This is a genomic window from Microbacterium sp. CFBP 13617, assembly GCF_014839445.1.
In the GTDB taxonomy this organism is placed as follows: Bacteria; Actinomycetota; Actinomycetes; order Actinomycetales; family Microbacteriaceae; genus Microbacterium.
This window is the reverse complement of the sequence record NZ_JACYNW010000002.1, coordinates 683,823-705,118: the sequence shown is the minus strand read 5'-3', so window position 1 is coordinate 705,118 and position 21,296 is coordinate 683,823. Positions and strand designations below refer to the sequence as shown.

The 21,296-nt window shown below is 72.6% G+C and carries 18 protein-coding genes; 8 read left to right on the top strand and 10 right to left on the bottom strand.

Going from position 1 to position 21,296, the window contains the following annotated elements; genetic code table 11:
- Positions 1-27: 27 nt before the first annotated feature.
- Positions 28-198, top strand: a complete 171-nt coding sequence (locus IFU40_RS08015) for a DUF3117 domain-containing protein (protein WP_070409703.1) — start codon at positions 28-30, stop codon at positions 196-198.
- Positions 199-260: 62 nt separating this feature from the next.
- Here IFU40_RS08015 and IFU40_RS08010 read toward each other — a convergent pair whose 3' ends face one another.
- Positions 261-899: an O-methyltransferase gene (locus IFU40_RS08010; RefSeq protein ID WP_055836233.1), complete on the bottom strand. Its 639-nt coding sequence runs from the start codon at positions 897-899 to the stop codon at positions 261-263.
- Between the two features lie 71 nt (positions 900-970).
- Between IFU40_RS08010 and IFU40_RS08005 the strand changes: the two genes are divergently transcribed.
- Positions 971-1,342 carry a hypothetical protein gene (locus IFU40_RS08005; RefSeq protein WP_055836236.1) on the top strand — a complete coding sequence of 124 codons (372 nt, stop codon included), beginning with the start codon at positions 971-973 and terminating at the stop codon, positions 1,340-1,342.
- An 85-nt stretch (positions 1,343-1,427) separates the two neighbouring features.
- On the opposite strand, the gene IFU40_RS08000 is transcribed toward IFU40_RS08005, so the two are convergent.
- From IFU40_RS08000 to IFU40_RS07990, 3 genes are read right to left on the bottom strand one after another with little or no spacing between them, the layout of a single operon-like run.
- Positions 1,428-2,576, bottom strand: a complete 1,149-nt coding sequence (locus IFU40_RS08000) for a P-loop NTPase (protein ID WP_191925973.1) — start codon at positions 2,574-2,576, stop codon at positions 1,428-1,430.
- A complete protein-coding gene (locus tag IFU40_RS07995; RefSeq protein ID WP_055836243.1) occupies positions 2,573-3,100 on the bottom strand; it encodes a DUF1003 domain-containing protein in 528 nt (175 codons plus the stop codon). The genes IFU40_RS08000 and IFU40_RS07995 overlap by 4 nt, the downstream gene beginning before the upstream one ends.
- On the bottom strand, positions 3,100-4,419 hold the full coding sequence (locus IFU40_RS07990; protein WP_191925972.1) for a magnesium transporter MgtE N-terminal domain-containing protein: 1,320 nt from the start codon (positions 4,417-4,419) through the stop codon (positions 3,100-3,102). The genes IFU40_RS07995 and IFU40_RS07990 overlap by 1 nt, the downstream gene beginning before the upstream one ends.
- 71 nt (positions 4,420-4,490) lie before the next feature.
- On the opposite strand from IFU40_RS07990, the gene IFU40_RS07985 reads away from it, so the two are divergent.
- Positions 4,491-5,213: a general stress protein gene (locus tag IFU40_RS07985; protein ID WP_191925971.1), complete on the top strand. Its 723-nt coding sequence runs from the start codon at positions 4,491-4,493 to the stop codon at positions 5,211-5,213.
- Positions 5,210-5,878, top strand: coding sequence for an alpha/beta family hydrolase (locus IFU40_RS07980; protein ID WP_191925970.1), 669 nt, complete (start codon positions 5,210-5,212; stop codon positions 5,876-5,878). The genes IFU40_RS07985 and IFU40_RS07980 overlap by 4 nt, the downstream gene beginning before the upstream one ends.
- A gap of 52 nt (positions 5,879-5,930) precedes the next feature.
- On the opposite strand, the gene IFU40_RS07975 is transcribed toward IFU40_RS07980, so the two are convergent.
- The 3 genes from IFU40_RS07975 to IFU40_RS07965 all read right to left on the bottom strand — a co-directional run bounded on the left by IFU40_RS07975 (position 5,931) and on the right by IFU40_RS07965 (position 10,313).
- Positions 5,931-7,712: a gamma-glutamyltransferase family protein gene (locus tag IFU40_RS07975; RefSeq protein ID WP_191926057.1), complete on the bottom strand. Its 1,782-nt coding sequence runs from the start codon at positions 7,710-7,712 to the stop codon at positions 5,931-5,933.
- Complete coding sequence (locus IFU40_RS07970) at positions 7,709-9,157, bottom strand: aminopeptidase P family protein (protein ID WP_191925969.1); 1,449 nt, start codon at positions 9,155-9,157, stop codon at positions 7,709-7,711. Before IFU40_RS07970 ends, IFU40_RS07975 begins: the two co-directional genes overlap by 4 nt.
- A gap of 124 nt (positions 9,158-9,281) precedes the next feature.
- The gene (locus tag IFU40_RS07965) at positions 9,282-10,313 is read right to left on the bottom strand and encodes an endonuclease/exonuclease/phosphatase family protein (protein ID WP_191925968.1); all 1,032 of its coding nucleotides are present in this window, start codon (positions 10,311-10,313) and stop codon (positions 9,282-9,284) included.
- Positions 10,314-10,401: 88 nt separating this feature from the next.
- On the opposite strand from IFU40_RS07965, the gene IFU40_RS07960 reads away from it, so the two are divergent.
- Entirely contained in the window at positions 10,402-11,262 is an 861-nt protein-coding gene (locus tag IFU40_RS07960) for a PHP domain-containing protein (RefSeq protein WP_191925967.1), read from the top strand.
- A gap of 289 nt (positions 11,263-11,551) precedes the next feature.
- Here IFU40_RS07960 and IFU40_RS07955 read toward each other — a convergent pair whose 3' ends face one another.
- On the bottom strand, positions 11,552-12,994 hold the full coding sequence (locus IFU40_RS07955) for a DEAD/DEAH box helicase (RefSeq protein ID WP_070409709.1): 1,443 nt from the start codon (positions 12,992-12,994) through the stop codon (positions 11,552-11,554).
- Between the two features lie 148 nt (positions 12,995-13,142).
- Between IFU40_RS07955 and IFU40_RS07950 the strand changes: the two genes are divergently transcribed.
- A complete protein-coding gene (locus tag IFU40_RS07950; RefSeq protein WP_055939647.1) occupies positions 13,143-13,859 on the top strand; it encodes a ferritin-like fold-containing protein in 717 nt (238 codons plus the stop codon).
- A gap of 70 nt (positions 13,860-13,929) precedes the next feature.
- Here the strand turns inward: IFU40_RS07950 and IFU40_RS07945 are convergent, their stop codons facing one another.
- Positions 13,930-14,217, bottom strand: coding sequence for a hypothetical protein (locus IFU40_RS07945; protein ID WP_191925966.1), 288 nt, complete (start codon positions 14,215-14,217; stop codon positions 13,930-13,932).
- Between the two features lie 11 nt (positions 14,218-14,228).
- Complete coding sequence (locus IFU40_RS07940; protein ID WP_055836269.1) at positions 14,229-14,453, bottom strand: DUF3107 domain-containing protein; 225 nt, start codon at positions 14,451-14,453, stop codon at positions 14,229-14,231.
- Positions 14,454-14,712: 259 nt separating this feature from the next.
- Between IFU40_RS07940 and IFU40_RS07935 the strand changes: the two genes are divergently transcribed.
- Together IFU40_RS07935 and IFU40_RS07930 are read left to right on the top strand one after the other, a co-directional pair.
- Positions 14,713-17,898, top strand: coding sequence for an ATP-dependent helicase (locus IFU40_RS07935; protein WP_191925965.1), 3,186 nt, complete (start codon positions 14,713-14,715; stop codon positions 17,896-17,898).
- A complete protein-coding gene (locus tag IFU40_RS07930) occupies positions 17,895-21,182 on the top strand; it encodes a UvrD-helicase domain-containing protein (RefSeq protein ID WP_191925964.1) in 3,288 nt (1,095 codons plus the stop codon). The genes IFU40_RS07935 and IFU40_RS07930 overlap by 4 nt, the downstream gene beginning before the upstream one ends.
- Positions 21,183-21,296: the final 114 nt, after the last annotated feature.

Genomic DNA, 21,296 nt, shown 5'->3' with positions numbered 1-21,296 from the left:
TAGACCAACGACGAAAAGGGGGCCGCGATGGCAGCCATGAAGCCGCGTACCGGCGACGGACCGATGGAGGCCGTGAAGGAGGGCCGGTTGATCATCGTGCGCGTGCCGCTCGAGGGCGGCGGGCGTCTCGTCGTCTCGGTGAACGACGCCGAGGCGAAGGAACTCCACGACGTACTCGGCGGTGTCGTCACGGCGTGACGCATCTCCACGAGTGAAGGCCGGTCCCCGCGGGGGCCGGCCTTCTTCGTTCGTGAGGACGCTCAGGCGTCGGTGAGGCGCGTCGTCAGCTGCAGAAGGCCTTCTCCCGAGGTCGACAGCGCGCCGATGACGGCGGGGGAGGACTGCACCTCCTGGATGAGCGAGCGATACGCGGTCGTGACGGCGTCGCGGCGCACCGGATCCGCCACCGCACCGTGCGACAGGACCCGCGGAATCAGCACCGTGCCGCCGGCGCGGACGAGCCGCAGACCGTGCTCGACGTACTCGATGACGCCCTCGGGGTCGGCGTCGATGAAGACGATGTCGTACGAGGCCTCGTTCATGCGCGGCAGCACGTCCGACGCGCGGCCCGTGATGAACCGGGCGCGGGCCGCGGGCACACGTGCGTCGATGAACGCGGCACGAGCCGCGCCGAGGTGCTCGGGCTCGCTGTCGATCGTGGTGATCGTGGCGCGGGGAGACCCGTGCAGCAGCCACAGGCCCGACACACCGCCGCCGGTGCCCACCTCGACGATGTTGAGGGCACGGGACGCGGCCGACAGCACCGCCGACTGCGCGCCCACCGCGGGGCTGATGGGCGCCGCTCCCAGTTCGAGGGCGTGCGCGCGCGCCCGAGCGATGTGCTCGGGCTCGACCGTCGACTCCTGCACGAACCGCTCGTTCGCCTGATAACCGCTCACGTGGACCTCCTCGATCAGGCTAGACGGCCCGAGCGCGCTCCACCCCCAGGCGCGGCCGGTAATCTGTTCCCATGTTCTTCGGGCTCACGATCGAGAAGCTGATGCTGATCGGCGTGATCGCCGCCGTCCTCGTCGGCCCCGAGCGCCTTCCCCGCTACGCCGAGGCGCTCGCGAAGTTCACCAAGCGCGCCAAAGAGACGATGCAAGGGGCGCGATCGCGCATGCGCGACGAGATGGGCCCCGAGTTCGACGACGTCGACTGGAAGAAGCTCGATCCGCGTCAGTACGACCCGCGCCGGATCATCCGCGAGGCACTGCTCGACGACACTCCGACGGCCACGATGCGCGCGGCCGGAGCGGCCGCCCTCGCGGCGCGCGAGAAGACGACGGTGCCGCCGTTCGTCGCCGGCGAACGTCCCCCGTTCGACGACGAAGCGACCTGAGCCCCCCTTCGCGTCTCCGCGCTGCCGTGCCGCCCGAGCGGGCGACAGGGCGGTATGCCCTGTGTCGGCAGCGGCGCGCGCCGGATCAGACGCCGAGGCGCAGCGGCTTGCCCGCCAGACCCCGGGGTCGAACCGCCAGCGCGGCGGCCGCGGCGTCGATCGCCCGCGCGGCGGGGTCGTCGGGCTGCGACAGCACGACAGGGCGCCCCTCGTCGCCGCCGGTGCGCAGAGCCGGGCTGAGGGGAACGGATGCCAGCAGGGGCACGTCATCGGTCTCGTTCGACAGAGCGCGGGCCACGGCCTCGCCGCCTCCGGAGCCGAACAGATCGAGCACCGTACCGTCGGGCAGCGTCAGGGCGGCCATGTTCTCGATGACGCCGATCGGGCGCTGACCGGTCTGGCGGGCGACGAGGCCCGATCGCACGGCCACGTCGGCCGCGGCCGCCTGGGGGGTGGTGACCACGAGCACGTCGGCGTGGGGGAGCAGCTGACCCACCGAGATCGCCACGTCGCCGGTCCCCGGGGGCATGTCGAGCAGGAGCACGTCGAGGTCGCCGAAGAACACGTCGGTGAGGAACTGCTGCACGGTGCGGTGCAGCATCGGACCGCGCCAGGCGACGGCCCCCGCGGCCTCTTCGCCGGGGCGGCGCAGGAACATGCCGATCGAGATGACCTTTACGCCGTACGCGACGGGCGGGAGGATCAGGTCGTCGAGGCGGGTGGGCGCGGGCGGCAGCCCGTCGGCGTCGACCAGGCCGAGAAGGCCCGGGATCGAGAAGCCGTGCACATCGGCGTCGACGAGTCCGACGCGCAGACCCCGGGCCGCCAGGGCGACGGCGAGGTTCGCGGTGATCGTCGACTTGCCCACGCCGCCCTTACCGCTGGTGACCGCGATCACGCGGGTCAGCGAGTCGGGGCCGAAGGGCATCTCGCGCTTCGCGCGGCCCCCGCGCAGCTTGTCGGTGAGCGCGCGACGCTCGTCGGGCGACATCACGCCGACCCGCACCTCGACCGCGTCGATGCCGGCGACCGAGGCCGCGGCATCCCGCACCTCGCGTTCGATGCGATCGGCGGCCGGGCACCCCACGATCGTCAGCGCGATGCCGACGTCGGCGACGCCGCCGTGCACCTCGATGCCCCGCACCATGTCGAGCTCCGAGAGCGGACGGCGCAGTTCGGGGTCGGTGACGGCGCCGACGGCGGCCCGCACACGGTCGGCGAGCTCGGTCGTCACGGCGTGGCCCGCGAGGGCTCGTCGTGATCGTCGAGGCGTTCGAGCGCCGCCTTCAGCTCGGCGCGCAGGCTGTCTTTCGTGATCACCTCATCGGTGAGGTCACGCACCGCCATGCGCAGCGCGACGATCTCGCGGGCGAGGTACTCGGTGTCGGCCAGATTGCGCTCGGATCGCTGGCGGTCCTGCTCGATCTGCACGCGGTCGCGGTCGTCTTGACGGTTCTGCGCGAGCAGGATGAGCGGAGCGGCGTACGAGGCCTGCAGCGACAGCACGAGCGTCAGCGCCGTGAAGCCGATCGCCGCGGAGTCGAAGCGCAGGTCGTCGGGGGCGAGCGAGTTCCACGCCATCCACACCACGCAGAACAGGCTCAGCATCAGCAGGAACGCGGGGGTTCCCATCGCTCGGGCCACCCACTCGGTGAAGCGGCCGAACCTGTCGCGCGAGGGCTGGGGAGCGCGGGGCGCGAGCACGCGGGCGCGACCGCGGGGGGCGTCCAGTGCGGGCTGGCGGTTGTTCCGAGCCATCAGCGCCTCCTCCGGGTCTGCGGGACGATCTTGGGAATGCTCGTGGTGGCGGTGGGTCTCGTGGTGACCTTGGGCCGCGGATCGTCGCCGTCGTGGGTGCGCCAGTCGTCGGGCAGCAGGTAGTCGAGCACGTCGTCGACGCTCACGCAGCCGACGAGGCGGTGCGCCTGATCGACGACGGGGAGCGAGACGAGGTTGTAGCTCGCCAGCATGCGGGCGACCTCGGCGGCCGTCGCGTCGGCGGGCACCGGCTCGAGGGTGTCGTCGATGATCGCACCCAGACGCTCGTGCGGGGGATACCGCAGCATGCGCTGGAAGTGCACGGTGCCCAGCAGTCGACCCGTGGGCGTCTCGTACGGCGGGAGGGTGATGAACACGGATGCCGCGAGGGCGGGGTGCAGTTCGTGCCGACGGATCAGGGCCAGCGCCTCGGCCACCGTGGCATCGGCCGAGAGCACGATCGGCTCCGGCGTCATGAGGCCGCCGGCGGTGTCGGGGCCGTACTGCAGCAGCGCGCGCACGTCCTCGGCCTCGTCGGGCTCCATGAGGTCGAGGAGCTGTTCGAGTCGCGTCTCGGGCAGCTGACCGAGGAGGTCGGCCGCGTCGTCGGGCTCCATGGCGTCGAGGATGTCGGCGGCGCGCTCGTCGCCGAGCTGCTCGAGGATATGCACCTGCTCGTCTTCGGGCATCTCTTCGAGCGCGTCGGCGAGGCGGTCGTCACTGAGCTCTTCGGCGACTTCGATCAAGCGCTCTTCGGGCAGGTCGAGCAGCGTGTTCGCCAGGTCGGCGGGCTTCAGCTCGGAGTACGTCGCCACCAGCTGCTCGGCGGACTGGGCCTCGCCGGGGGTCTGGTTCTCGCGCACCTCGGTCCAGCTCGCGAACGTCGTCGCCCCCTTGGCGAAGGGCGAGGCGCTGGTGCGGGGACGGCGGAGGAAGAGCTGGCCCACGTCCCACTCGCCGAGGCGGTTGCGCTCGATCGCGACGTCTTCGATCACCGCGGTGCCCGAGCCGTCGACGAGGCTCACGCGTCGGCCCAGCATCTCGACCATCACGCGCACCTCGCCGCCGCGCTGCTGGAATCGCCGCACGTTGATGAGGCCGGTCGTGATGACCTGACCGGCCTGAATCGAGGTGACGCGTCCGATGGACACGAACACATGTCGCCGGCCGGGGATCTCGACGACCAGGCCCACGACGCGCGGAGCGGCGGCGGCGCGGTAGATCACCACGACGTCGCGCACCTTCCCCAGACGGTCTCCCGCGGGGTCGAACACCGTGCAGCCCGCCAAGCGGGCGACGAAAACCCTTTGCGTGCTCACTGGACCAGCGTAGTCCGCCCCCGCTGCGCAAACCCGGTGGGACGGTCAGGACTGCGTGACAAGATGGTGAAATGAGCATGTTCGCGGGGAGACCGGGCGCGGGACGCGACGACGTGGGCGAGAAGGTCGCCTCTTTCCCGACGTACGAGCAGGCGCAGAAGGCCGTGTCATCGCTCATCGCGGGCGAGGTTCCGGCGCGCGAGATCGCGATCGTCGGTTCGGGCCTGCGCTCCATCGAACGCATCACCGGCAAGCTGGGTTACGCGACCGCCGCCCGCTCGGGCGCGTTGAACGGCCTGATGCTGGGCCTGCTGTTCGCGTTCATCTTCGTGCTGGGCATGCCGACCGTGCAGATCTCGGCCTTCGTCGGCGTGCTGCTGGTGGGCATGGCCCTCGGCATGATCCTGAGCCTGGGCACGTACTCGATCGTGCGCCGCCGCCGCGACTTCGCCTCGGTCATGCAGGTCGCCGCCGACCACTACGACGTCTGCGTCGAAGCCACCAGCATCCAGAAGGCGCGCGGAGTGCTCGGTGCCGGCGCCACCCGCACGACGGTGTCGCGCCCCACCGCCGCCCCCATGGCGCCGCCGCAGTACGGCGAACGCGTCGCTCCCGGCGCCGGCGCCCCGGCTGCGCCCCCGCGCCCGCCGGTCCCCGGCGCGACCCCCGTCGACGACGAGCCGCCCCGGTACGGCGAACGCATCACGCCCGTGCCGCCGCGCGAGAACCCGGCGCCGCCGGCCCAGACGCCTTCGTCCGCCCCGCCCGAGGGCGACGCGCCCACCGAGCGGTGACCGTCACCGCCGTTCGCCTCCCCGTCGTGCTGCCGACGGGCGCGAGCGAGGTGTCGGGTCTCTGGTCGCCCGCGCCGCGTCCCGGACCCACGATCGCGCTTGCCCACGGCGCCGGTGCCGGCATGGACCACCCGTTCCTGGTGGGTCTCACCGGCGCGCTGGTCGACGAGGGAGTGAGCGTGCTGCGGTTCGTCTTCCCCTACGTCGAAGCCGGACGACGGATGCCGGGACCCGCCCCGCACGCCGTCGCGACCTGGGCGGGGGTCGAGGCCTGGTTGGCCGCCGCACATCCCGGGCCGTACGCGGCGGTGGGCAAGTCGTACGGCGGGCGCATGGCATCCGTCGCCACCGCCGAGGGCGTGATCGCCCCCGCCGGACTCGCCTACCTCGGCTACCCCCTGCATCCGCCCGGGCGCCCCGACAGACCCCGCGTCGACCACCTGCCCGCGATCGCGGTGCCGCAGCTGTTCGTCGAGGGCGAGAACGATGCGTTCATCCAGCCGCGCGACCAGTTCGACGCGGCCGTCGCCTCGTGCCGCAACGCCCGCGTGGAGTGGATCGCGGGTGGGAACCACTCGTTCGAGGTGAAGGGCGCGCGGCGGCCGGCCGATCAGATCGGCGCGGGACTCGCTCCGATCGTCGCGGCCTTCGCGCGCGCTCTCTGACGTCTGCCCGTCCGACAGCCGGTGATCCGCGAGGCGGTCCTCCGGCGGTCGGTCAGCGCCCCGCGGCGTAGCCCTGCGCTCCGCGGGGGTTGGCCGCCGCCCACAGAAGGCCCTCGGCATCCCGCCCGACGGCGCTGACGCGCCCGAGCGCCCAGTCTCCGGCCCGGCGCACGCGGTGCCCGCGCCTTTCGAGCTCGGCGATGACCTCGTCGCCGAGGCGGTCCTCGACCACCGCGCCCGCGGGCGACCAGCTGCGGGGCCAGAACGAATCGGCCACGGCGGTGGTGTGCAGGGTGGGGGCGTCGATCGCCTGCTGCGGCGAATACGCGCCCACCAGCATGCGCAGCAGCACCGGCAGCTGCCACTGGTCCTGCTGATCGCCGCCGGGGGAGCCCATCGCCGTGACCTCGTCGCCGCGGCTGAGCAGGGTGGGAGTGAGAGTGGTGCGCGGGCGTCGGCCCGGAACGAGGGATGCCGGATGCCCGGGCTGCAACCACGTCATCTGCAGGCGCGTGCCCAGGCAGAAACCGAGCGAGGGGACGACCGGCGACGATTGCAGCCACCCGCCCGACGGTGTGGCCGAGACGACGTTCCCCCAGCGATCGATCACGTCGATGTGCACGGTGTCACCGCGCGTCTGACCCGACCGGTCGACCGTGGGCTCGCCGGTCGCCCCGGCGGCGGCGATCACGTCGGCACGCAACGGAGGCAGCGTCGGGGCGTGCCCCTCGGGCGCTCCCGGACGCAGCTCGGTCGAGGCGCGGTCGTCGATGAGTTCCCGGCGCTGGGCGAGATAGTCGTCGGCGAGGAGCGCCGACACCTCGACCACGCCGCCCGCGTCGCCGAACCAGGCGTCACGGTCGGCATACGCGAGTTTCTGCGTCTCGAGCAGCAGGTGCGCTCCCTCGGCGGTGGCCGGGTCGAGCCGGGAGTCCTCGGCCGTCTCGAGCATGCGCAGCACCTGCAGCAGGGCGGGACCCTGCGACCAGGTGCCGGCTTTGTACACGTCCCACCCGCGGAAGCGCGCCGTCACGGCGGGTTCGTAACCCGCGCGCCAGGATGCCAGGTCGGCGGCGTCCAGGACGCCGGGATGATCGGCGCCGTCGGAGTGCCGGTGCGGGGTGCGTACGAACTCCGCCGCCCGCGGAAGGACGGCGTTCATCCAGTGCTCACGTGCCGCGTCGATACGCCCCGCACGGTCGGCGGCGGTGTCGCCGGCGGCGATCAGCTCGTCGAGGACCCCGGCCCACGCCGGGTTGCGCATGAGCGTGTCGGCGGACGGCACCTCGCCGTCCGGCATCCAGAGCTCTGCCGACGAGGGCCACTGCGCGCGGAAGAGGTCGGCGACGCGGCCGATGGTGGCGGCGGCCCCCGCGACCAGGGGGTGTCCCTCGCGCGCGTAGCCGATGGCGAAGGAGAGGACGTCGGCGGGTTCCCACGTGCCGTGATCGCGCAGCAGCAGCAGCCACGCGTCGACCGCGCCGGGAACGGTCGCCGCCAGCGCACCGGCGCCGGGCACGAGGTCGAGACCTCGCCCCTCGAAGTGCTCGATGGTGGCCGCAGCCGGGGCCGGACCCTGGCCCATGAGCACCAGGGGCTCGGCGGCACCGGCCGGGCGCACGAGGGCGACCAGGTCGCCGCCGGGCCCGTTCAGGTGCGGTTCGACGACGTGCAGCACGAAGGCCGCCGCCACCGCGGCGTCGAACGCGTTGCCGCCGCGCTCGAGCACGGCCTGAGCGGTCGCCGTCGCGGTCCAGTGCGTCGACGCCGACATGCCGAACGTGCCACGCAGGGTCGGCCGCGTGGTGAACGAAGACGGGGGAGTGAAGGTCATCGCGACGACCGCGCGATCCACTCCTCGACCTCGTCGGCGGTGCGGGGGATGTCGGCCGACAGGTTGACGGGACCGTCGGCGGTCATCACGATGTCGTCCTCGATGCGCGCACCGATGCCGCGGTACTCCTCGGGCACCGTCAGATCGTCGATCTGGAAGTAGAGCCCCGGCTCGATGGTGAACGCCATCCCCGGCTCGAGCAGCCCGTCGTAATACATGTCGCGTCGGGCCTGCGCGCAGTCGTGCACGTCGAGGCCGAGGTGGTGGCTCGTGCCGTGCACCATGTAGCGGCGGTGCTGGCCGCCGGTCTCGGCCCGCAGCGCCTCGTCGGCGGTCACGGGGAGCAGGCCCCACTCGGCGACGCGGGCGGCGATGACCTCCATCGCGGCCTCGTGCAGGCGGCGGAACGGCACGCCCACCTCGGCCGCGGCGAACGAGGCGTCGGCCGCTTCGCGCACGGTCTCGTAGATGCGGCGCTGCACGTCGGTGAAGGTGCCCGAGACGGGCAGCGTGCGCGTGATGTCGGCGGTGTAGAGGCTGTCGACCTCGGCCCCGGCATCGATGAGGATGAGGTCGCCGGGCTTCACTGCCCCGTCGTTGCGCGTCCAGTGCAGGTAGCACGCGTGCGGACCGGACGCCGCGATCGTGTCGTACCCGACCGCGTTGCCGTCGGAGCGCGCACGCTGGTGGAACACGCCCTCGACGATGCGCTCGCCACGCGGGTGCTCGACGATGCGGGGGAGCTCCGCGACGATGTCGTCGAAGCCGCGGCCTGTGACCTCGACGGCGAGGGCCAGCTGGGCGAGCTCGTACTCGTCTTTGACCAGGCGCAGCTCCGACACGAAGCGGGTGACCTCGTCGTCGTCGTCGAGCGTGCGGTCGTCGTCGCCGACGGCGAAGTCGTGCAGGTGGGCCGTGGCGATGCCGAGGTCGGCCGCGACGCCGTCGAGTGCGGGACGCGGGCCGATCCAGAACTCGCCGACGGTGGCGTCGGAGTAGAACTCCGCGGTCGTGCGGTCGGCACGCTCACGGAAGTAGAGCACGGCCTCGTGGCCCTCGTCGCGCGGTTCGAAGACGAGCACCGAGTCGGGCTCGGCGTCGCTGCCCCACCCGGTGAGGTGCGCGAAGGCGGAGTGCGCGCGGAACGGGTAGTCGGTGTCGTTGCTGCGCTGCTTGAGACCGCCCGCGGGGATCACCACGCGGCGGCCCGGGAAGGCCTGCGACACGCGCTCGCGTCGCCGCGCGGCCCACGCGGCCTGTTCGCGCGCCTCGGGGAGCTCGACCGGGTGCTCGGCCCAGCCCGTCGAGATGGTGTCGAGGAACCCGCGGGGGAACGGTGCCTTGCGATTGCTCGGTGCGGCGGGCGTCTGCTCGGTCGTCGGATTCTCGACGGTCTGCGGTTCGGCGGTCTGCGCGGTCGTGTCGCTGGTGGAGGGGGCATCCATCGTTCCAGTCTCGCACCGCCGGGCCCGGATCGCATGGCGACGGCGAGAAGCGGGCTCGAGAGCGCGGCGGCCGAGGGTGCGCGGGGAGCGTGCCGAATCCGTCGACGGGCTCGGGCGGGGCGGCTCAGCCGCCCGTGCGCTCGAGCTGGACGACGATGGGGCGGTGGTCGCTGCCCGACCCGTCGAGGGTGCGCATGACGACCGAGCCCGACACGGTCCAGTCGGGCGTCGCCATGACGTGGTCGATCGGGGCGCCGAGCAGGGCCGGGGCGTCGGTCGGCCAGGTGCCGACACCGCCGTTGCCGCTCGCGGACGCCGCGTCGTGGCAGCGGCCCAGCGTTCCGCCCTCGACGCCCATGCCGGTCATATGGTCGAGCGTCGCGTTGAAATCGCCGGCGAGGATGACGTTGTCGCTCGCGCATTGATCGGCCAGCCACTGCAGGTCGCTGCGCCACTCGGTCATGTACTCCTCGCGCGGTGCCACGGCGTGGGCGGCGACGATGATGGGTCCGTCGCCCGAGGTCGGCATCGCCACCGCGCTCGGCACCGTCGAGGTGTTGCTGGACCCGTCGAGCGAGGACTGGATCACGGAGTAGTCGCCCAGCTCCGGTCTGATCAGCACGGTCGTCGAGGTGGCATCCCACCCGGTGATGCCGTACTCGCCGTATTCGGCGTGGTGCGCCCACATGGGCTGACCCATGTCGCGCATGAGCTCCGCGACGCGGGCGCCCGTGTCGATGGTCGTCTCGGGCAGGGTCACCACGTCGGCCTGCATGCCGACGGCGAACTGGGCGATGGATTCGGCCGAGGTGGCCGAGCCCGCGGTGTTCCACGTCATGATGCGCAGGCTCGTGTCGGTCTTCGCAGGCAGCGCCTCGGTGCCGAGGCCGCGCTGCGCGAGCAGCGCGACGTTGATCCCGCCCGCGAGGCCGAGGACCAGCGCCAGGGTGAGAGCGAGCACCCGCACCGGACGGATTAGCGCGAACAGCAGCATGAGCAGCGTCGCGGCCACCAGAACGGCGGCCAGAGCGGCGCGGAACGAGATGATCTGCGCCAGGGGGAAGGTGCGCTCCAGGCCGAAGAACGCCGGCCACGTCAGCACCGCGGCACCCGCCGCGACGACGAGCGCGACGAGGAACCCGAACAACCGACGCACGCACCCGACCCTAAGGGAGCCGTCTGAGAGATCGACCGATGCCGACCGGGCATGCCCTGGGCCTGGGACCGCGCGCTACGCTCGACGGGTGCAGCATGATCGTCGATTCGAGGGGCCGAGCGATCTGCACCTGCACTCCTCGCACTCCGACGGCACCGAACCGCCCGCCCAGGTGATGGCGGCGGCGCACCGGTACGGCCTGCGAACGGCCGCCCTCACCGACCACGACACGACGTCGGGCTGGGCCGAGGCCGCCGAGGCGGCGACGTCCCTCGGGATGACGTTCGTTCCGGGCATGGAGCTCTCGGCCCGCCACCGGTGGCGCAGCGTGCACCTGCTGGCGTACCTGGTCGACCCTGACGACACCGCGCTGCGCGCCATGACCGACCGGATCCGCTCCTCGCGCCTCGATCGCGCGCAGATCATGGCCGAACGCATCTCCCACGACTACGACATCGCCTGGGGCGACATCGTCGCCCAGACGGCCGACGGGGCGACCGTGGGACGCCCGCACATCGCCGACGCCCTGGTCGCACGGGGCATCGTGACCGATCGCACCGAGGCGTTCGCCGGCATCCTGCATCCCGCGGGCGACTACTACGTCGCCCTCTACGCCCCCGACCCGGTGACGGCGGTGGAGCTGGTGATCGGTGCCGGCGGCGTGCCCATCGTCGCGCACCCGGCGGGACGCGCGCTGCTGCCCGACGGGGTGACGCAGGCGATGCTCGACGCGGGACTCGCCGGCTTCGAGCTCGGCCACCGCGAGAACCTGCCCGAGCCCACGGCGCTGCTCGCCGACCTCGCCGCGCGGCGCGATCTCATCGTGACCGGATCGAGCGATTACCACGGCCTCGGCAAACCCAACGTCCCGGGCGAGAACACGACGGCCGACGACATGGTCGCGCGCATCTTCGCCCTGGGCCACGGCACCGCACCGGTCTTCCCGTAGGCGACCGTCGTCGGCGGCGGGTGCCGCGGCGGGCATCCCGGCGACGGGGAGGGGTGACGAGCGAAGGACGTGGGGCGAGCGGAGGACGTGGGGCGAGCGGAGGACGAGGGAGCGCTCTCGCGTCCTCCGCTCGTTGCATCCCCTCCGCTCGTCACCTCGCTCTCGCCGTTCCGCTGCTCGGCGGCGTCGCTCGCGCGCACCGCATGCGGGCGTCTCCCGGCAGCCGGCGCGCCCGGACACGCGAACGGCGCCGACCCCCGGAGGGATCGGCGCCGTGTCGACGTCCGGGTCAGGCGACGGGGGCCGTCGGGGTTCCCGAGCTTCCGCTGCCGCGACGACGACGGCGGCGACGCGGGGCCGCGTTGCCGTCGTGGTGCTCCTTGCCGGCGCCGTCGTGCGTGCCGGCACCGCCCTCGGCGCGCGGGGTGCTCTCCCCGGTGGACTCGCCCGATGAGGGTCCGCGACGGCGACGGCGCGGACCGCGCTCGCCCTCGGCATCCTGGCCCTCGGTCTTCTTCTCGACCTTGGGGACGACGGCCTTCGGGGCGGTCACGAGACGCCCCTTCGTGCCCTCGGGGATGTCGAGGTCGGTGAACAGGTGCGGGCTCGACGAGTAGGTCTCGGTCGGCTCGGGCTGGCCGAACTCGAGCGCGCGGTTGATCAGCGCCCACTTGTGCAGGTCGTCCCAGTCGACGAACGTCACGGCGATGCCGGTCTTGCCCGCGCGACCGGTGCGGCCAGCGCGGTGCAGGTAGGTCTTCTCGTCGTCGGGGATCGTGTGGTTGATCACGTGCGTGACGTCGTTGACGTCGATACCGCGCGCGGCGACATCGGTGGCGATCAGCACGTCGCGCTTACCGGCCTTGAACGCGGCCATCGAGCGCTCGCGCGCCTCCTGGCTCATGTCGCCGTGGACGGCGGCGGCGTTGAAGCCGCGGTCGCCGAGCTCGTCGACGAGCTTCTGGGCGGCGCGCTTCGTGCGCGTGAAGATGACCGCCTTCTCGCGGCCGTCGGACTGCAGGATCCGCGCGATGATCTCGTCCTTGTCGAGCGAGTGCGCGCGGTAGACCAGGTGCTTGATGTTCGCCTGCGTGAGGCCCTCGTCGGGGTCGGAGGCACGCATGTGGATCGGGTTCGACATGAACCGGCGGGCCAGCGCGACGATCGGCCCGGGCATCGTCGCCGAGAAGAGCTGCGTGTGACGGATCGGGGGGACCTTCGAGAAGATCTTCTCGATGTCGGCGAGGAATCCCAGGTCGAGCATCTTGTCGGCCTCGTCGAGCACGACCTCGGTGGCGTTCGACAGGTCGAGCAGACGCTGGTTGGCGAGGTCGATCAGTCGACCGGGGGTGCCGACGACGATCTGCGCCCCGGCTTTGAGCTGATCGATCTGACCCTCGTAGGCCTTGCCGCCGTAGATGGCGACGACGCTGGTGGAGCGGTTCGAGGTGAGCATGTCCATGTCTTCGTAGACCTGGACGGCGAGCTCGCGGGTGGGCACGACGATGAGCGCCTTCACCCCGGGCTCGGGATTCAGACCGAGTCGCTGGACGACGGGGATGCCGAAACCGAACGTCTTGCCGGTACCGGTCTTGGCCTGGCCGATGATGTCCTGCCCCGGGAGGCCGAGGGGGATCGTCTGCTCCTGGATGGGGAAGGCATCGATGATGCCCTTGGATGCCAGGGCATCCACGATGTCCTGGTCGACACCGAGATCGGAGAATGTGGTCATGTGCGTGCCTGTTCCGGCGGCGAGAGACCGCCTGGGGAGTCGAATCCACGCCCTCACTCGTCCGCAGGCGCGGGGCCCCGATCCATCGCCGGGGCTGTTCCACTCTACCCGGCGTGTTTCGACGGCCCCCGACGCCTAGGCTGTAGGCGTGTTCGCGTGGTTCCGTCGTCGTCAGCGCCCCGTGGGCCGCACTCTGCAGCTGCGCTCGCGCGGAGACCTGGGCGAAGCCCTCCGCGTCGACTTCGCCGAGCTGGCGCCCGAGGTCGAGACCTTCCTCGGGCAGGCCGCGTACCTGCAGCTCGGCTTCTTCGAAACGCTCAGCGAGCTGATCGCCTCGACGCCCGAGCTCGCCGAGAAGGAATCCCTCTCGCGCGCGGCCGGAGCGGCGCTCATCAAGCACCAGGAGCTGGTGGGACTCATCCGCGAGCGCGGCGCCGATCCCACCCAGCTCATGCTGCCGTTCCGCGAGTCGCTCGACGCCTTCCGTCGCAACACGCACGGCGTGCGTCCGCAAGAGACGATGCTGACCGTGCACATCACCGCCGGCATGCTCGACGACTTCTACCTGGCCCTCTCGTCGAGCTATGGCGAGACCGGGCGGCGCGTCGCCCGCATTCTGCAGGCCGACGACGACCGCCAGGCCATCGTCGAGATCCTCGGCGCCACGATCCAGAGCGACGAGGAGTGGCGTTGGCTGCTCGCGCTGTGGGGGCGACGCCTGGTGGGCGACACGCTGCTGGTGGCTCGCGCCGCCCTCCGCAACGCTCATCTGGATCGCGACGAAGAGGCCAAGGTCGAGCCTGTCTTCAGCGGTCTGATGGGGGCGCACGCGAGGCGCATGGATGCCATGGGGCTCGCCGCGTAAGAAGCGGGCCACGGGTGGGCGGCGGTGCCGCTGCGCGCCGCCGGGGTGGGCGACGAGCGTCGTGCCGCCGTCAGATGCCGAGCTCGGCGCGATCCGCCGCGTCGCGGTTCAGCCGCGCGCGCGTGATCGCCGGCACCAGCGAGAACGTCGTCGCCGCGGGAGCGAGGACGACGACCAGCCACAGCACGGGGGAGTCGATCCCCAGGCCCGCCCACGTGAGGGCGGTCCAGACGATCGCGGCCGACGCGGCGCCCGCGAACGGGGCGAGGGCCGCGCCGCGGAGCCGTCGATGCGGGAGCACGACGTGGGCGGCGAGGCCCACGACGGCCCCCACGATCAGACCGAGCAGGATCTGCACGGGGCGCTCTGTCAGGCGACGAAGCCGACGCGACGGGCCTCTTCGGTGCCGAATTCGACGAACGCGAGGTTCGCGGTCGGAACCAGGTACGTGTTGCCCTTCACATCGGTGAAGACGACGTGGCTGGCGGAGTTGTCGAGCGCGGCGGCGACCGCCGACTTGACGGCGTCCGAGCTCTCGTTCGTCTCGAAGTTCAGCTCGCGGCCGGTGTTGGTGATGCCGATACGGATCTCCACGATGCGTCCTTTCCCCGCGGGCCGCGGTCGGCCCGGCGCGTGCTTCCGACTCTAGGGCAGCCCTCCGACACCTCGTCCCGCGCGGGCCCCCGCTTCGCGGATGGCGAACGCGATGGTTCCGGAGCGGGCGCCCTCTCACGCGAGCGGCGCGGTGACAGGGCGCTCGGGAGCGCCGCTCGGGGAGGGCCGTCCCGCGAGGCGCCTCGCGGCAGACCTGGCGCGGCCGGTGATGTCGGAGGTCGCCGTTAGCGTGGATGCCATGCAGATCTCCGCCGCGGCCGCGCTCGCCTCCGGGGTGTCCCGCGTCGACGGTCTCGCGGGTGGATCACCGGCGGCGATCGCCCTCGACCGGCTCGACGACGCGCAGCGCGCGGTGGTCCAGTGGCCGGCCGAGGCCAGTGGGGTGGTGGTCGGTGCCCCGGGCTCGGGCAAGACGTCGACGCTGCTGTCGCGCGTGCGCGTGCTCGTGGCATCCGGTGTCGACCCCGACGATCTGCTCGTGCTCACCCCCACGCGGCCGGCGGCGACGGCGCTGCGCGATCCACTCGCCCTCGCGGTGCAACGGGCGACCTCGGGCGCGCTGGCGCGCTCGCTGGCGTCGTTCGCGTTCCACCTGGTGCGCGGAGCCGAGGTGCGTCGCGGTGCCGAACCGCCCCAGCTGCTGACCGGCGGCGATGAGGACCAGATCATCCGCGACCTGCTCGACGGAGATGCGCTCGACGAGGCCGAGGGCGTCTCGCGGTGGCCGGAGTGGCTCGGCCCGGCCATTCGCGCGACGCGCGGTTTTCGCGGCGATCTGCGCGCGTTCCTCGCGGAGTGCACCGACCTGGGCGTCGACTCCGCCGCCCTCGTGCGACTGGCCGAAGAGCACGAGCTCCCGGTGTGGGCCTCGCTCGCCTCGTTCGCCGACGAGTACCGCGCGGTGCGCGCGTCGATGCGCGGAGCGCACCGCGACGCCGCCGACCTGGCCCGCGAGGCCGTCTCCGTGCTCGGTGAGGCGCGCCGGGAGCGCGATCTGCTCGGGCGGTTCTCGTCGTTGCGCTGCGTCCTCGTCGACGACGCGCAAGAGCTCACCGCGGGCGGCATCGACCTGTTGCGCGCCTGCCGCGACCTCGGGATCGGTGTCGTCGCCTTCGGTGACCCCGACGTGGGCTCGGGCGCCTTCCGCGGCGCCACCCCCGAGAACTTCGCGCGACTCGCTCGAGAGCTGGGCGCGACGGCCGCGCTCGGGGAGCCCCACCGCGGCACCCCCGAACACATCGACCTGGTGCGGCAGGTGGCGGCGCGCATCGGCGCGGCCGGCGTCGTGGCGCACCGCCGCGCCCCCGTCGGCGCGGCGCCCACCGGAGCCGTGCGCACCTACCTGCTGCGCTCTCCCGCCGAAGAGGCCGACGCGATCGCGCGTCTGCTGCGCGAACGGCACGTGCTCGACGGGGTTCCCTGGTCGCAGTGCGCGGTCATCGCGCACGACTCGCGGCAAGTGGCCACGCTCGAGGCCGAGCTCGCGGCGCGCGAGGTGCCGGCGCGCTCGAGCGGCCCCGGTCTGGCGCTCGGGGTGCAGCGTCCGGTACGCGACCTGGTCGCGCTCGTCGAGCTGGGCATGCGCGACCCCGACGGGTGGGCGGCCGATGCCGTGACCGATGCGCTGCTGGGAACCTTCGGCGGCCTCGATCCCATCGAACTCCGGCGTCTTCGCACCGCGCTCCGCCACGACGAGCTGTCGGCGGGAGGATCCCGCACCGCGAGCGAGCTGCTGGTCTCGGGCGTGCGCTTCCCCCTCGAGCTCGAGACCGTTGACACCCGCGAGGGGCGACGTGCGGCTCGACTGGGCGAGACACTGGCGGCCCTGCGGGCGCAGACGCAGGCGAAGGCCACGGCGCACGAACTGCTCTGGACCGCCTGGGAGCGCAGCGCTCTGGCGCGGGTGTGGCGCGAGGCCTCGCGGGGGCACGGTCCGCTCGCCGAGCAGGCCGATCGCGATCTCGACGCGATCGTCGCCCTCTTCCAGGCGGCCAAGCGGTTCACCGAACGCGAGCCCGACGGAGAAGCCGCGGTGTTCCTGCGTTCGGTGCTCGACAGCGACGTCGCCGAAGATCGCATCGAGCAGCCCGCCGTGACCGAGACGGTGCGCGTGCTCACCCCCGCCGCCGCGGCCGGCACCGCGTTCGACACCGTGATCGTGGCCGGCGTGCAAGACGGTGTCTGGCCCAACACCCGGCTGCGCGGCGGTCTGCTCGAGACGTGGCGTCTCGCCGACGCGGTCCAGCAGCCCGACCTCCCCGTCTCGGGCATGCTCGACCGCCGCCGCGCCGCGATGCACGACGAGCTGCGACTGTTCGTGCGCGCGATCAGTCGAGCGAACGCGCGGCTCGTGGTCACCGCGGTCGACGACGACGACACCGGTCCGAGCGTGCTGTTCGAGATGCTCCCCACTCCCGAGCCCGCCGCGGCGATCCCGGAGCACCCCCTGTCGCTGCGCGGACTCGTCGCTCGTCATCGGCGTGCGCTCACCGTTCCCCGGGTCCCGCCGGCCGACCGCGCGCACGCCGCCGGCCAGCTCGCCCTCCTCGCGGCAGCGGGGGTGGCCGGCGCGGCCCCCGACGAGTGGTACGGCGTCACCGCACCGACCTCGACCGCGCCGCTGCGCGACCTCACCCGCGAAGACGTGCGGGTCTCGCCGTCGCGACTCCACGCCCTCGAAGAATGCGAGCTCGACTGGGTCATCGCCGATTTGGGCGGTGACCGAGGCGGCACGACGGCGGGCATCGGCACGATCATCCACGCGGCGCTCGAGACCGCGGCATCCATCTCCGAGAGCGACCTGTGGGCCGTGGTCGACGAGCGCTGGGGCGAGTTGGTCTTCGACGCCGTGTGGCGCGAACGGGCGGAACGCACGCGCGCCCGGGAACTCGTGCGACGGCTCGCGACCTACCTCCGCCGGTTCGACGACGCGGGCGGGCGGCTGATCGGCGCCGAGCGGCACTTCGAGGTGCCCATCCCCCTCGACGACGCGGCGGAGCACCGCGCCGTGCTCAGCGGCGACATCGACCGTGTCGAGCTGACGCCGAGCGGCGAGGTGGTGATCGTCGACCTCAAAACGGGCAAGAACGAACCGCAGACCGACGCGAAGGTCGCCGACAACCCCCAGCTCGCCGCCTACCAGCTGGCGTTCTCGTCGGGTGCCATCGAGCCGGTCGCCGGCCTCGCCCCGGGAGGAGCGAAGCTGCTCGTGCTGCGCCCGACGGCGGCGACGAAAGAGTACGCCGAGCCGTTGCAGAAGCCGTTCGACGACGCGCAGCGCGCCGACTTCGTCAGCCGCGTGCAGCGCGCCGTCGGCGTGATGCGGGGCACGAGCTTCGCCGCACCCTACGAGGTGCACTGTCGAGACGAGTTCTCGTACGGGCTGTGCCGCATCCACACGGTGTCGGCGGTGAGCGCCTCGTGAGCGCCACCGTCTCGGCGGCGGTCATCGCCGCGGCCCTCGGGCAGTTCCCGCCGACGTCGGAACAGACGTCGGTGATCGAAGCCCCGCTCGCCCCGGCGCTGGTGGTCGCGGGCGCCGGCAGCGGCAAGACCGAGACGATGGCCGGACGCGTGGTGTGGCTCGTCGCGAACGGCCTCGTCCGCCGCGACGAGGTCCTCGGACTCACCTTCACCCGCAAGGCCGCGGGCGAGCTCGCCGAGCGCATCCAGCGGCGGTTGCAGCGACTGGCCGAGTTCGAGGCGCGCGGGCTGCTGCCCTTCCTCCCGGCCCTGCACGAGGCCGGTCGGCTGTCGGTGTTCGCCGACCTGGCTCCCCTCGACGGTGCCCGCGGCGATGCCGCTCGTCGCGAGGCGCTCGACGCGCTGGCCGCCGAGGTCGGTGCGCACGCCGACGACGCCCACGACGGCGACCAGCTGCTGCACCGGCCGACCGTCTCGACCTACAACAGCTTCGCCGACGGGATCGTGCGCGAGCACGGCGTGCGCATCGGCCGCGACGCCGAATCGGCGGTGCTGTCGGAGTCGGCGGCCTGGTTGCTCATGCGGCGCGTGGTGTTCGCCTCCGACGACCCGAGACTCGAGGAGCGACAGGAATCCCCGCGCACGTTGATCGACGCCGCCCTGCGCATCGCGCGCGACGGCGTCGACAACCTGGTCGACCTCGAGCGTCTCGCCGCGTTCCCCGACGAGTTCGCGCGCATCGTCGAGCGCCCCTCGACGTCGGCCCGCGTGAGCGTCTACAAAGAGGTGGGCGACGCCGCGGCGAAAGTGTCGGCGCTCTCACTGCTCGCCGCCCTCGCGGCGGACTACGACCGCGAGAAGGCCCGCGTCGGGGTGATGGATTTCGCCGACCAGGTGGCGGGTGCGCTGCGCATCGCCCGGGAGCACCCGGCGGTGGTCGCCGAACTCCGCGCGCGGTATCGGGTCGTGCTCCTCGACGAGTACCAGGACACCTCGGTCGTGCAGACCGACCTGCTCGCGACGCTCTTCGGCGGGACCGGGGTCATGGCCGTCGGCGATCCCCACCAGGCCATCTACGGGTGGCGGGGCGCCAGTGCGGGCAACCTCGGCGGATTCCCCGCCGCTTTCGCCCCGGAGGGGGGATGCCGGCACTTCGCGCTGCTGACGAGTTGGCGCAACAGCGCGGCGGTGCTGCGGGCGGCCAACGCGGTCCTCGCCCCCCTCGCCGCGCGCGCGGCGGTCGAGGTGGGCGAACTCGCCCCGCGCCCCGGCGCGCCGGCCGGCGTCGTCGATGTGGTCTTCGAGAACGACCTCGACGCCGAAGCCGATCGCGTCGCGTCGTGGTTCGTCGGGGCCCGCGCCGCCCGCGCGGCCGAGGGACGCCCCACGACGGGCGCGATCCTCTTCCGCAGCAAGAAGCACATGGTGCGCTTCGGCGACGCGCTCGGTCGCCGCGGAATCCCTCATCGCATCCTGGGTCTCGGGGGGCTCCTCACCACCCCCGAGGTCGTCGACGTCGTCTCGGCCCTGCGGGTCATCAGCGACCCCGAGGCCGGATCGGCGCTGATCCGATTGCTGTCGGGCCCGCGGTGGGCCGTGGGCCTGGCCGATCTTCGCGCCCTGGCGCAGTTGGCACGACGCCTCGCCACGCATGACGTCGGCCTGCAGCCCCTCGCCCCCGAGGTCGTCGACCGACTGCGCTCCACGCCGGGGGCCGACCGGGCCTCGCTCGTCGACGCGCTCGACTTCCTCACGCGTCAGACCGACGGCCACGGCTGGCTGGCCGAGATCACCCCCGAGGGGCGCGCGCGGCTGCGCGACGCCGGCGCCGTGTTCGCGGCGCTCCGGCGCAGCGTCGGCGCACCGATCCCGGAGCTCCTGCGACTGATCGAGGTCGAGTTGCGTCTCGACATCGAGCTCGCCGCGAACGAATCGCGCGGCCCCGCCCGCATCGCCTCGGCGCAGTTGCGCGCGTTCGTCGACGAGATCCGCGGCTTCCTCGCCGCCGACGAGTCGGGGTCGGTGTCGAGCCTGCTCGCGTGGCTCGATCACGCCGAGCAGGCCGATGAGTTCGCCCCGCGCACCGAGCCGCCCGAAGACGACGTGGTGCAACTGCTCACGATCCACGGCTCGAAAGGGCTCGAGTGGGATGCCGTCTCGGTGGTGCGCCTGGTGACCGACGAGCTTCCGTCGCTGGCACGCGACACGAAGGGATGGCTGGGGTTCGGCATCCTTCCCGCGGAGTTCCGCGGTGATTCCGCCTGGCTTCCGGTGTTCGGGTGGCGGGGTGCCGAGACCCAGCAAGACCTCAAGGCCGCCATCGACGCCTTCGTCGCCGACAACCGGGCGCGGCAACTCGACGAGGATCGCCGACTCGCCTACGTGGCCTTCACCCGTGCCCGCGACCATCTGATGCTTTCGGGATCGAGCTGGTCGGGGACGAAGCGCCCGCGCCGCCCGAGCGTGTTCCTCGACGAGGCGACCGATGCGCTCGGCATCGACCTCGAGATCGGTGATCCGGGCGACGATCCGTATGACGGGGAGCGCCGTCTGCTGCACTGGCCGCTCGACCCGCTCGGGTCTCGTCGCACCGCCGTCTCGGCTGCCGCGGCCGCGGTGACCGCCGCGCGTGCGTCGGGACCGGTGGATGCCGATCCCGACCTCGCGTTGCTTCTCGCCGAGCGTGCCGACCGGTTGCGTCCGGCCCACACGCCCGCGCCCACGCGCATCCCCGCTTCTCGATTCAAGGATTTCGTCGCCGACTACGGCGAGGCGGTCGAGGCGCTCCGCCGGCCCCTCCCCGAGCGCCCCTACCGTCAGACGCGCCTGGGCACCCTGTTCCACGCCTGGGTCGAACAGCGGTCGGGGTTGGTGGGCGCGGGGATCGGCCTCGACGACGACGCGCTGTGGGACGACGACGAGGCGGGCGCATCGGCCGCCGACGCGGCCGAACTCGAGCGCCTGCGCGCGTGCTTCGAGCGGTCGGAATGGGCGCCGCTGATGCCGCTCGAGGTCGAGACCGAGATCGACTTCGTCACGACGCGGCTCGACGGCCGGGAACACGTCGTCATCTGCAAACTCGACGCCGTCTACCGGCGCGGGGACCGCTACGAGATCGTCGACTGGAAGACCGGTCGTCCGCCGCGCACCGAGGCCGAGCGCACCGCGCGCATGTTGCAGCTCGAGCTCTACCGTGAGGCGTATCACGCCAAGCACGGCATCGACCTCGACCGCATCGACGTCGCGCTGTTCTACGTCGGCGACGAGCTCGTGCTGCGCGGCTGAGGCGGCGGCGCGGGAGGGGCGCGCGTACAGTGCGGCGCGGGCCGGTCGCGTTCATCGATTACGGCGCGGACGTGTCGAGTGCGCGAGCGGCTCGCTCACAGCGAGCTCGACTCC